The 12,994-nt window shown below is 40.3% G+C and carries 8 protein-coding genes, 1 tRNA gene and 1 pseudogene; 5 read left to right on the top strand and 5 right to left on the bottom strand.

Going from position 1 to position 12,994, the window contains the following annotated elements; all coding sequences use genetic code 11:
- Positions 1-133: 133 nt before the first annotated feature.
- Positions 134-215, top strand: a tRNA-Leu gene (locus CCY01nite_RS10035).
- A 216-nt stretch (positions 216-431) separates the two neighbouring features.
- On the opposite strand, the gene CCY01nite_RS10030 is transcribed toward CCY01nite_RS10035, so the two are convergent.
- Positions 432-914, bottom strand: coding sequence for a hypothetical protein (locus CCY01nite_RS10030; protein ID WP_146860219.1), 483 nt, complete (start codon positions 912-914; stop codon positions 432-434).
- A 616-nt stretch (positions 915-1,530) separates the two neighbouring features.
- Between CCY01nite_RS10030 and CCY01nite_RS10025 the strand changes: the two genes are divergently transcribed.
- From CCY01nite_RS10025 to CCY01nite_RS10015, 3 genes are all read left to right on the top strand, one after another.
- Complete coding sequence (locus CCY01nite_RS10025; RefSeq protein ID WP_146860217.1) at positions 1,531-1,992, top strand: MauE/DoxX family redox-associated membrane protein; 462 nt, start codon at positions 1,531-1,533, stop codon at positions 1,990-1,992.
- Positions 1,993-2,073: 81 nt separating this feature from the next.
- Positions 2,074-3,123: a hypothetical protein gene (locus CCY01nite_RS10020; RefSeq protein WP_146860215.1), complete on the top strand. Its 1,050-nt coding sequence runs from the start codon at positions 2,074-2,076 to the stop codon at positions 3,121-3,123.
- A 76-nt stretch (positions 3,124-3,199) separates the two neighbouring features.
- Positions 3,200-3,535, top strand: coding sequence for a hypothetical protein (locus CCY01nite_RS10015; protein WP_146860213.1), 336 nt, complete (start codon positions 3,200-3,202; stop codon positions 3,533-3,535).
- A 140-nt stretch (positions 3,536-3,675) separates the two neighbouring features.
- Here the strand turns inward: CCY01nite_RS10015 and CCY01nite_RS27155 are convergent.
- The 4 genes and pseudogenes from CCY01nite_RS27155 to CCY01nite_RS09995 all read right to left on the bottom strand — a co-directional run bounded on the left by CCY01nite_RS27155 (position 3,676) and on the right by CCY01nite_RS09995 (position 8,458).
- A pseudogene (locus CCY01nite_RS27155) lies at positions 3,676-4,869 on the bottom strand (IS256 family transposase).
- A gap of 141 nt (positions 4,870-5,010) precedes the next feature.
- Complete coding sequence (locus CCY01nite_RS10005) at positions 5,011-6,288, bottom strand: TlpA family protein disulfide reductase (RefSeq protein WP_186830993.1); 1,278 nt, start codon at positions 6,286-6,288, stop codon at positions 5,011-5,013.
- Between the two features lie 408 nt (positions 6,289-6,696).
- Complete coding sequence (locus CCY01nite_RS10000; protein ID WP_186830992.1) at positions 6,697-7,857, bottom strand: FecR family protein; 1,161 nt, start codon at positions 7,855-7,857, stop codon at positions 6,697-6,699.
- A gap of 43 nt (positions 7,858-7,900) precedes the next feature.
- Positions 7,901-8,458 (bottom strand): RNA polymerase sigma factor, encoded by a 558-nt coding sequence (locus CCY01nite_RS09995; RefSeq protein ID WP_186830991.1) that lies wholly within the window; start codon positions 8,456-8,458, stop codon positions 7,901-7,903.
- 970 nt (positions 8,459-9,428) lie between these two features.
- Here CCY01nite_RS09995 and CCY01nite_RS09990 point away from each other — a divergent pair.
- A complete protein-coding gene (locus CCY01nite_RS09990; RefSeq protein ID WP_146860205.1) occupies positions 9,429-12,992 on the top strand; it encodes a SusC/RagA family TonB-linked outer membrane protein in 3,564 nt (1,187 codons plus the stop codon).
- The last annotated feature ends 2 nt before the right edge of the window (positions 12,993-12,994 follow it).

Genomic DNA, 12,994 nt, shown 5'->3' with positions numbered 1-12,994 from the left:
GGCGGGAGGAAAGGAAACGGGGTGGGCGTTTGATAATCAGTTGTTTATATAGTGGTGATTTGCGGGAGCGGGGACTTTTGGGGAGGATATTTTTATAATTGATGAAAAACGATACCTTTGCAGTCCTTTAAAAGCGGATGTGGTGAAATTGGTAGACACGCCAGACTTAGGATCTGGTGCCGCGAGGCATGAAGGTTCGAGTCCTTTCATCCGCACGAACGGGGGGTGTTTTGAGATCCCCCTATTTTTTTTCACACTTTTTATAGCGCCTCCGACGCAGGATTAGTTTGTCGATCAGAAGACATGATCAAGAATACTACTGATAATGAAATTCAGTATCCAAGCACTCCGTCTTATATCTCTATTGGTGGTCAGTATAGTGTCCTCCGTGCTGAACCACGCAGTTGTTCATAAAATCTGTGGGACTGTGGTCACCACTTCAACGGAGGTGCCGCTACCGCATAAACACCTACCGAAACACCCATGAAATCTGCTATCGTAACATGCTGTACTACACCTTCTTTCTCAAAATAGGTTATCGCATTACCTCTACGTAATTCCAACAGATGATCCAGAATAACCTCTATGGAATCCTGGTAATACTTAATCTTAATCTTGATCTTCTGCAGAGAAGGGGCCTTGCTATAGGGAGAACCCTCCCCGGCGGTAAAATAGCCAATTTTCTCCATGAGCGGGACCTGCGAAACAATATGAAATAGAACCTCACGCCAAGCATCGAAACAGGCCAAGTCCATTTTCAGTTCTACCGCCCTTAAAAGCAGATCAATCTCTTTTCTTACTTCATGAATTTTTCTATCGAGGCATAGCAGTATGATAGGAGCAGGCTTGGAGTGGACATACATTGAAATTAAAAGGATTTTCTTTACGGGTGAAAAGTAGCGTGTTATCTCCATCGAAGGTGCTAAATATTTGTTAGCGGACGTGAAACCTCATGTCGCGTCTTCTGACCGACATGGAAGATTAAAGAGAGGTCTATCCGCATTAAAAAAGTATCCATTCGCATTACTTACATACCATTTTCTTTTCCGACCTTCAACATGCCAATAAAGAAACAGATACGGAAAAGTTTGGAGAGGATCAGAAATAACCCAGCAGCTTAAGATATACGAAACTTCCCGAAGGTTACCAATACCTATCATAAAATTGGCTCTTATAGCTGCCTGCCTGTTATCATCGAAACAGGCTAGGCAGCATCCCTAAAAAATGTAAACCCAGTATATGCACACATTTTTAGACACGTTTCCATTTGATAACGCGATTCAAAAAGGCTATGAATAAACGCAATAGCACACTGCAGGCTTAGTTTTGACTTTTCATTTCCACCTGAAGGCCTCCTTTTCCGAGCAAGGAAGGAAGTGTCCTTCCCGGTGGAGAAGAAAAATCCTAGAGCATGCGATTGGCTAATCGGTCATAATGTATAGCTGGTTCGGAAGGCCAACTGGTCGGTCAGAAGACACAACCAGAAATTTAAAGAGAGTTATACCCCTAAACCCTAATTGTATAATTATTATGAAGCAAGCATCAGTAATTACAGGAAGTTCCTCTAAAAAAACAATAGATCTCAAGAACATAATTTTGGAAATTATTATTGCTCTACTTGTAATACTCTGGATATATACAGGATTGCTAAAATTGCTCGATTACGACGAAACAAAATTTCAAATGGGGCGCTCACCTTTTATTCAACATATTGCAGGCCTTACTGCATTTGCTATACCAGTTTTTGAATTGATTATAGCGGGTCTATTAATCTTCAAAACAACCAGGTTCATAGGATTGCTGGCCTCGTTCTTTTTAATGGTGGTATTTACTGGTTACATCTATGCGATGCTACACTACAGTTATTATGTTCCCTGCAGCTGCGGGGGGGTTTTAGCCGCTCTTTCCTGGGAAGATCACTTGATATTCAATGCACTATATTCTTTACTTGCTCTCATAGGTATCTTTTTACATAATGGTGTGAAGAGATAGTGCACAATAGAGCATTTCTACGAAAAAATACTATTCTCGATAAAACTGGCAACTTCTGACGTTGTGATAATACATATTGCTATGATTAAAAGAAAAATACTCATCTCTACTGGCGTTGTTGTTGCTGCCATACTATCGCTGTATATTCTCATCATGGCTGCGCCAAAGCCGAATAGCAAGTTAAATGGATTTACCCGAAACTTTGATCCGGGGACGATAAAACCCATCAAAGAACGCGAAATCAATTTCAGAATAAGTAGGATATGTGGTTTAACTACGGACTCATTTTACTTTACAGCAAAGGATCCCCGCGTCATCTACAGAGTAGATTGGAACCTGCAGCACATTGATTCCTCCATCATTCCGTTTGGCATAAACGAAGCTGTGCTCACCAACTTCCAGATTATATCCTCCCCTCCGAGGACCACGCTTTATGCTGGAAACTACGCGAAGGTTCAATACTACAATTATGGGGACACCATTGCCCAAATGATAGATGTGGAACCGCCTTTGTTTACGCAAGCGGTGCAACTGCCTTCCGGCAACTCTATCATCAAAGGGTTTAATAAAGATCGTACGAATCAACTGATCCAAAAAATAGATTACTCGTCTGGTAAAGTGATAGCCGAGAAAGATCTGTTCGGGATTCAAAAGGATGGGGGATTCTCCTTGGATGGGCTGCTCACCTATGCGCCGGATCAAAACCATCTCATATACACACATTATTATGAAAATAAGTTCTATTGCTTGGATACTAATCTAAATGTTGTGTATACCAGCAAAACCATTGACACGACTACCCATAACAAGGTGACGACAAGGAGCTTCGCAAAAGAAAAAGAAGCCGGAAGCTTAATGCCTGCAGTTCCATTGAATCAGATAAACAAAGAAGTTTTGATATCAGATAAACATATCTACATATATTCTACCCTACAGGCTGATAATGAAACTGCTGAAGGATTTAATGAACATAGTACTATTGACCGATACAATCTAGAAAACGGCATGTATGAAGGGAGTTTTTACATACCTAACAGAAATGGAGAAAAAATTAAAAGTATGATAATCTCCGGCAAAAATTTCATCGCTATCCACCCTAAAAAAATGACATTATTTGAATTGAAACAATAAATTCTTTATTGCAATAAACAGGGACTGGGCCTGTCAACCAGTAATCTTATTCCTCACTCTTTAAACTTTTAATTTTATGATCAAGAAATTCAGATTCGGTTTTGCTGCTTTTATTGCAGTATTAGCTATTTCGGCTACACTGGCATCTTATGCTGGCGCTTTTGAAAACACAAAGCTATCTCCCCAAACCATAACCTGCTACAGGTTATCTTCAGGTGTGGCACCTACAGTCTGTGGAACTGTTGACTTATGCTTGGACAATTTTACAATACCAGTAGAACGCAACAGTGAATGCATTGGAACGGCACCAGATGCTTGCTGCTATATTGTCGATGACACTCAGTTCTGTCCAGATGAGCCTACTAAGTTTAAAGTAACACAAATAGTTTGTGGTGAGTATGCAGGCGAGTAATATAGCATAATAAAGTTGCCCAATATATAATGCTTATTGGGCAACTTTACTAAAGTAACTCGTTGAATTACATCTAAATAGTTTCAGGGGACTATCTCAGTAACTGTGTAAGTTTCAAAAATCAGAGTTCGTAGCAGGAGCTATATCTTGATCCTGTTTTCAAAAATAGTTAAAAACTGATCCAGGACAATGCCCCAGTTTCTTATTGGCATTGTCCATTTTTTTGTCACCTCCCTTAAAGCGAGGTAGACCGATTTGAGCACAGCCTCATCGGTGGGGAACGAGAGCTTGTTTTAGTGTACTTCCTGATCTTACCGTTAAGATTTTCGATCAGGTTGGTGGTGTAGATGATTTGACGGATCTCGATGGGGAAGTCGAAGAATACAGTCAGTTCCTCCCAGTTGTCCTTCCAGCTTTTGATCGCGTAGCCATATTTACTGCCCCATTTATTTCCAAAGCTCTCCAGGGCAGCCTGAGCAGCCTGGCGGATAGGAGCTGCGTAAATATCCTTCATATCCAAGGTAAACTCCTTTTTGTCTTTCCAGACCACATAACGGCAGCTATTGCGGATCTGGTGAACAACACAGATCTGGGTGGAAGATTGAGGGAATACGGTCCGGATGGTCTGGGTGAAGCCATTAAGGTTGTCGGTGGCGGTGATCAGTATATCCTCGACCCCACGGGCTTTCATATCGGTCAATACAGACATCCAGTAAGCGGCGGATTCGTTCTTGCCCAACCACATACCCAATACCTCCTTATAACCGTCTTTACGCAGTCCTACAGCTATGTAAATCGTTTTGTTGACCACTTTGCTGTTCTCGCGCACCTTGAACACGATACCATCCATCCAAACGATCAGGTAAACAGGCTCCAGCGGGCGGTTCTGCCAGGCTACGATGTCCTCGGCCACCCGGGAGGTGATCCGGCTGATGGTGGCGGTAGATATTTCAAACTTGTAGACATCCTTGATCTGCTCCTCAATGTCGCTTACACTCATCCCTTTGGCATACAGGGACACGATCACTTCCTCAATTCCTTCTGTAAGCTTCCCGCTTGGGAACGATCATCGGGTTAAAGCTGGCATCCCGGTCACGCGGCACCTTGATCTCCGATTCACCATAACTGGTCCTGACCTTTTTCTTGCCGTATCCGTTGCGGGCGTTTTTGCTGTCGCTCTGTTCATTCTTCTCATAGCCTAAATGCCCGTCCAATTCGCCTTCCAGCATCTTTTCAATAGCCCTTTTCTGGATTTGACCCAAGAAGTCGTTAAGTTGCTTACCCGTCTTAAATTGCTTCAAAAAATCGTCTGATAAGAATTCTTCTGCTTTCATGGTCTGTGTAAAGTTTAAAAATAAAAAAATCGAAGATCTTACGAACTCCGATTTTCTATGTTTACACAGTTTCTGTTACAGTGTCAGTTTCAGATTATGAAATAAAATATAACATAATAAAGTCATTATTTCATAAACACTTTATTCTTCTAGCCACGCAATCAATTCTTCTTCAAATTTTCGAGGATTTGTAAAATTCCCCAGATCTCCAACCAATTTCCCGTCTTTATTTAGAATCATAAGTATAGGAATTGTTGAAAAGTTGAATGTGTTCCAAATTTTTGTCTTCAAACTATTCTCTTTGTCCAATTTGCTTTTCCCTCCAATAATCATTATTGGCCAATCCGCTCCGATGTTTTCTTCAACGTTCAATACCCTCTCCTTATTATCTTCGGTATCTATTGAAACTGATATCACTTCGAATCCTTTACTTTTGTATTTGTCATATAATACCTTCATCCTGGGTTTTAGGCCAATGCAAGAATGGCACCAGGTGGCCCAAAAATCAATTAGTACAACCTTTCCACGCATTTGGTCTAAACTAATAGTTTGACCATCTAATGTTGCATGATTTAGTTTGAAGGGCTTTTCTGCGAGCAAAAGATAATTCCTAGCTTTTGATATCCATTTTTTAATTTCTGTTGAACTAGTCGAATTATTTAGGAAGGAAATCATAAGCTGCAAATCCTTAAAATTAATACCATAACTATTAGATCGTGTAAGTATCGCTTGAGCATATTTGTTAGGGTTCCCATAAGGATTCCGGCTACTATTATTCCATTCTTGCCAATAGCTCTCAGAATATTCTTCAAATAGCTTTGCAAAATTCAATACATTAAGTTTTTTAGCGAGCCTATAGTTCGAGTTGAGATGGGTAGTTAAAATCCATATTAATTCATGCTCTCTGAATAGATTTTTCAAACTGTCATTAATAAGTAATGATCTCATGAATTCTTCCCTTAATTTAGGATAAATCATTGTCCAATTTAACACAGCTTCTTCATCAACTGCAATTGATGAAGCGGAACCAAACTTTGTTATAATCTCTGCACCTTGGGATGCGTTTTCCCAATAATAAGGAAAAAATCTGGGTGAAATAGTATTATATAGCCAATAAAGCCTCCGTTCATCGTTTGGATACAAATACCAAAACCTTAATCCTACATCCCGTAGAAATCTATTACTTTTTTCCCTTTCAGTGAATGATTTTGCAGTATTAGGGTTTGATATTTCAGTTATGGATGTTGGGGGTTTAATTTTAACTTCAATTAATTTCCACAAACTATCTGCGTCATTTGTATGCTTTATAGTATCAACTAAGTTTTGAAGTGATGCATTCGCTTCATCCCTTTTAGCTAGTGACTTAATATGAAGAAATAGCATAAAAAGTACAAACAATGCAATCGCTGATGATCTCATATACGTTATTATTATGTTTAAAAATTTCATTACCCGTCGGTGTTCCTAGCGATGCCGCGGTCGCGCGTCTTTTGACCGGCCGAAATTCATTTCCTGCCAGCTTCCTTCTGATGACCTACTCGTGTCCTCCACTACCTACCACCTGTATACGCCCGACCTATCTTACATCGGAGCGCCGCTGCGCTTAAACGTCTGCCGAAGCAAGCGGTATCAATACTGAGGGGATAGACATCCCCATCAGGAATGTTGCATACATTAGACATGAGACTTTTGTAATAGTTTCTGTCAGCAGGTGATTCATCATCATGAATATTGGTCAATTCTTTGTGAGGACGGTTCAACATAGCCTGATGAATTTACTGACATCCGTATGTATATATTGTGGTTGTTATTCAGACCAGCCACTTACTATTTTTCCATATAAGCTTTAGTTGGCGAGAGATACACTGTATCTCCTTTGATCGAATATTTTAGTCCATTCGTTGCTTCCAGAATATCCAATGATTGGCTGATTGGTTTATTTCTATTTATGACACCAGTAAAAGCAGTATTTTCTATAGCTCTATCAAGGATTACCGTAACACCGAACCAGCGTGGGAGCACCTGGCTTACCTCCTTGATCGTAGCGTCGCTAAAAATAAACTCACCCCCTCTCCAGCTAAGTGTTTCATCCTGATTGAAAGCTCCCTTTTGGACCAAACCATCGCTCGCAACCGCCGCCTGGTATCCAGGGGTAAGAACCACGGAATCTCTCGCGGTTACTACCTTCACCTTGCCATCTACCAGTGACACTGTTTCCCTGCCGGCGGAATAGGTATTCACGTTGAAAGCCGTGCCCAGAACCTGCACAGCGCTCCCAGGCAGATGTAAAATAAAAGGCGCATGGGCATTTTGTGCTACCTTCACATATGCTTCCCCCTCAATGCGGATTTCCCGTTTATCGCCAGTAAAAGAAAGGGGAAAGTGAAGGGAACTGGCGGAATTCAGCCATACCTCCGTTCCATCCGCTAAAGTAATCTTATAATCTTTCCCAGCAGGGATATGCAACGAGGCCCAGTCAGCCCTTTTATGATCAGTAGACGAATACTCCAGCTCTCGGTCTTTGGCTTTTAGGGTTACCCCGTCCACGCTTACCCGTTCCGCTCCTTCTTCCAGTACCACCGCTTTCCCCGCCAGTTGAAGCCGGATATGTTTTCCGTATTTTCCGTACGGTGCACTGGAAAAAGCTATCATCCGCTCATTCTTCTCAACACCCGACTTTTCCGGAAACCAAAGAATAGACATAATGGCAATAATAACAGCAGCAGCACTGCTTGCATTTAGCAGAACAAGTCTTTTTCTCTTTTCCACTGATTTTTTGATAATAGTGGCCGCTGTGTACTTTTCAGGTAGTTGTTTCACGGCCTCCTGTGTATCGATAGACTGATACCATCTTACAGTATCCTCCCATGACTGTTTTGCCTCTGAATCTTTTGCGATCTGTTGGTGCAAATAGGCCTTATCAGCAGGAGAAATCTGATCCGACAACTCATCAAGGGTGAGCTTTACTATATGTTCATTCAGCTTCATTGTCATTATTATAGACAGGTAAAGAGTAGAAAATACTGGTGTCCTACAAGCTTTTTTTGAAATTTTTTCTGAGAGCTTTCATTGTTGTACTTACCAGGTTACGGACACTCTGAAGCCTAACCCCGTATTCCTGGGCTATTTCCTGCTGGGGCTTGTCTTCAAAATACATTTTCCGAAGTATGTTTCGGGCATAAGGGGTTATTTTACTCATTACTTCTTCAAAAAGGGGGGGATTCTCTGATTCACTGCCTTCCTGTTGGGGTGAAACAGCAAGATCGGATACAATATATTCCATATATTTTTTGAGCCGCTTATCCTTAGTAGCCTTTTTAGCTATATGGTTTATGCTTCTGCGGCGGACACCTATAATAAGATATCCTTGCAATGAATTCTTAATAGACAACTCACTTCGTTTCTCCCAGATCCAGGTAAACAGCTCCTGGGTAATATCGGCAGCTTCCTCCACATTACCCAAAATATAAGAAGCTTCCAGATATACCCTTCTCTGATAGCGATTATATAATACGGTAAACGCCTCTTCACTGCCATCATGTAGCAGGGTTAGCAGTTGCTCATCGGTGTACTCAGACAAATACTGCACAACAATCCCTTTTATAAATATATTGACAAATATTACCCCTGCCTGCAGCTTGACGCTGGCAATAGTGGTGTACTGATGAACGAAACATCAGATTTCTATTGGCATTCAATACTTTCGAACATTCATTAAGCAGTTTATCAGAGCGCTATTTTCGTGCCACTCCATTATGCAGGGAGGTATGGAATGGCCGGTCGCATGCCTAATTATACGGAAAGATACATCTCCGGATTATTTTTTCAATAATTTTTTGGACACAATTGTATACTTTTTGTTTTATCTATGTAAAAAAAGTGAACAGCCCCAAACTGCCTCGACAGGTATTTATGTGTAGTTGCATCTCCGATGCTTGTGGTTTCATTTAGTAGCTCGCGGTGTGCCGCAATTGGTCAGTAAGAAGAATCAGAAAGACCAGCTGGTAAAGCGCCAATTTGAAAACTTTTCTTTAGAATTTTATATAAAACACCAGTATTTTTTATCAGTTCTCCTGTCTATATAGTAGAAAAGACTATCTTTTACAGCTTGGCTACTCATACACCATTATCTACAATCTTATTTTTTCTCTGGTTTAACTTGGGTACGAACTAGAATGAATATTATTTCAGTGTTTTCACTGGATGTATTTCCTAAGTACCATTAACCAGGAAGCAGAAAAGCATACTATTGACATGCTTTAGCATGATGCAGTACGATATAGACGTATTTGTAAAACTGTAACCAATTGTGAATGTTCCCTTAAACTGGTGTATTCTCGCATCTGGGTTCCTTTTATATAAAAGGCATCATAGTGAAATGTGTCAGCAACGGGCTTAAATGAGAAGCATGAGAAAACGACCTCTACTACCAACTTACCTGTATAAGCAGGCCGGCGTAATCAGCATGGTATACATCATCACTTTAAAGCATTCATCTTATTAATGACGGCCAAATCTGCTGCGGCCATAGTTTTATCAATCAATAAACTACTACATATATGAAACATGCGGTCCGGATTGTATCTATGAATGTCAAAACGATCTTGCTCTTATCCATTCTTTCGGCTTATCTGCCCACATTGGCCCAGGGTAATCACGTTGGGCAACAGAGAAGCATCGAAAACATCACTATCGACCTTAACGTAAAAGATGTCAATTTGAGCGAGCTTTTCCGAAAGATTACGAAAAGTACAAAAATCAGGTTCTCCTATAGAAATGCGGATTTAGAGCATGTTCCCCGTTTATCTATCAAGGTAGAAAAGGAAAAACTACAGCAGGTACTAAACCAACTCACCATTACACATGGCCTGGAATGGAAACTTCTGAATGATGTGATAGTTATTCGCAAAACTGAAAAGCGGTCCCAAAAAGGTCAAAATGTTATGAACCTGGATACAACTGTGAATATAACAGGAGTTGTAAGAGATACTGATAACCGGCCAATTCCCGGGGTCAGTATATCAGTGAAAGGCACTGGAAAAGGTGTGACTACTAATGACCGAGGAGCATTTTTCTTCACAAATGTGCCCAAACGGGCTACGCTCGTGTTTAGCAGCATCGGATTTCTATCACAAGAGAGAAAAATTGGAAATGAAGAAGACTTATCCATAATAATGCATATGGATATCAAAGAAATTGAAGCGGTATCTGTCGTTTCCACAGGCTACCAGGATATACCAAGAGAAAGAGCTACCGGCTCTTTCTACAAATTGGACAACGAACTCCTATCTCGGTCAGTTTCAACCAATATTCTGGATCGGCTTATCGGTGTGACGAGTGGCCTAAATTTTGAAGCGAAAAATTTCAATAGTACGTTTCGACGGAGGGATGTGTCTATTAGAGGCATAAGTACTATTAATGCAAATCAACGGCCCCTTATTGTAGTAGATGGATTCCCCTATGAAGAAAGTGACAAACAGTTCTCCAGTTTTATTGACTGGATTAGTAATGTCAATCCTAATGACATTGAATCCGTTACAGTGCTAAAAGATGCTTCTGCTGCTTCCATTTGGGGTGCTAGATCTGGGAATGGAGTTATTGTGATTACCACCAAGAAGGGCAAGTATAATCAACGCACTAAGGCACAGCTTAACACAAATATAACTATTGGTCAAAAGCCTGACTTATTCTACGTCCCGTCTATGCCCGCATCTGACTTACTGGACTATGAAATAATGCAGTTTAATAAAGGGTTTTATGATGCAGCCATAAACAATAATTTAACTTATCCAGTAGTTTCTCAAGCTACTGAAATTTTGGAAAAACGTAGGACAGGACTCATTTCTGCCAGCGATTCAAGTCATTTTATTAATGCTTTGAAGCGGAATGATCTAAGAAATGACATTAACCGATTTATGAAGCAAAAAAGCATAAACCAGCAGTATGCACTGAATATATCAGGCGGATCATCATCTTATTCTTATTATGCTTCAGTTGGGTATGACAAAAATTTGGAAAGTAGTAAAGGAAACGAATTCAGTCGTGCAAGTTTCCGATTTGACAATACATTCAAGCCCATTAAAGGGCTTGACATAAATGCTTTTGTGAGCTATGTGCAAAGTAGCAATGAAAGTAATAGTACCAGTGTGCAAGGAAGCCCATACTTACGTTTAGCCGATGATGAAGGGAATTCATTGTCCATTCCTTATGGATATAGCCAAAGGTATATTGACACAGCACAATATCCTGCATTATTGGATTGGCGTTATCGTCCCATTGAGGAATTAAAAAATAGCCAATTCACCATTGATCGGCATGACATTAGGTTGGGAGGCAATGTAAAATACAGTGTGCTTAATGGACTAAGTGCAGAGGCTAAATTTCAATATCAAAGAACCTTTACTAATAATGAAACATTTTATAATCCTTCCTCTTATTTTACTCGTAACCTTATCAATCGATATATGTCGATCAGCAGAAATGATGGAAGAACTATTATATATGCTGTCCCTAAAGGAGGAATAAAAGATCGAAGTGGTTCCGAATTTACCAATTGGAATTTCAGGTTTCAACTAAATTATAGCAAGCGGTGGCAGCAGCATGACCTGGTCACCATTGCTGGTATAGAAACCCGCGAATCTTTGGTAAAAGGAACAGGAGCCGATCGAATATATGGATATGATTCCAATACAGGCACAATAGCTTCACAAATTAATTATGACTCTATTTACGCCCTTAGACCATTTGGCTCTGGCACAGGACGCGTACCTGTTGGTAGTAATCGAGGAACACAAGAAGTGACCAATAGATTTATTAGTTACTACGCAAATGTAGCTTATACTTTTGAAAGTAAATATATATTATCCGCCAGCGCGCGTATGGATGGCTCCAACTTCTTCGGCATAAAAGCTAATCAGCGTATTACGCCACTCTGGTCCGGAGGTGTCGCATGGAATATATCGAAAGAAAATTTCTATACTTCCCAATTGTTGCCCTATCTAAAGGCAAGATTCACATATGGCTACAACGGAAACATGAGAAATGATGCTACAGCCTACCCTACAATAAGATATGCAGGAAATGATTTTTACAATGGTGCTACGTTTACCCAAGTGGAAAGCCCCGGAAATCCTCAGCTCAAGTGGGAGCGTATCCGCATGATTAATTACGGAGTAGATTTTGCTAGTAGGAATGACAGAGTTTCGGGAAGTTTGGAATATTATATAAAAAAGGGCATCGACCTACTTGGGCCCATTTTAATGGATCCCACAACTGGCTTTACAAGTTTTACGGGCAACAGGGCTAGCTTTAATGGCAGAGGGATAGACCTTACTCTAAATAGTATTAATGTAAAGCGTAAAACTTTCTGGACAAGTAACTTTCTATTAAGCTACAATACGGATAAAGTAACTCAATATGAAGAAGCAGGGAATGAAACCTCCAATAAGTCTGTATATTTTTCAGGATTGGTTATTGGAAAACCATTGGATGCACTCTACAATTATCGATGGGCAGGACTTGATCCAACAACAGGTGATCCGCGTGTCTATGTAGCAGATACTATTTCTTCATATGTTGTAGCTAACACAAGTGCTGCTCCATCCGATTTAACATATAGCGGCCCCCAAAACCCAGTTTGGTTTGGTTCGTTAAGAAACAGCTTCACCTTTAGCAATATACGTTTATCCTTTAATATAATATTCAAGCTAGGATATTATTTCCCCAGGAGCTCTATAAGCTACGAAAGTTTACTCACCACTTACAGCTCCGGAGGGCATGAAGATTACTTGCTTCGTTGGCAGAAACCTGGAGATGAGTTGATGACTAATGTGCCATCACTACCAGCGGCATTAAATACAACACGGGATCTTGTCTATCACACATCTGATATACTTGTAGAAAAAGCCGATCATATAAGGCTTCAGGATATCCGGCTGGGTTATGATCTAAATAAGAATAATATCAAAGGTCTTCCATTCCAAAACATTCAAGTATATGCATATGCCAGTAATATAGGAATTCTATGGAGAGCTAATAGATATAATATTGATCCAGATTATAGTATATATGGAAGTATTCCGAATCCAAGGACAATCACTTTTGGTATAAACATGAGCTTTTGATG

Source organism: Chitinophaga cymbidii (assembly GCF_007992715.1).
In the GTDB taxonomy this organism is placed as follows: Bacteria; Bacteroidota; Bacteroidia; order Chitinophagales; family Chitinophagaceae; genus Chitinophaga; species Chitinophaga cymbidii.
This window is presented reverse-complemented; position numbering and strand designations above follow the sequence as displayed.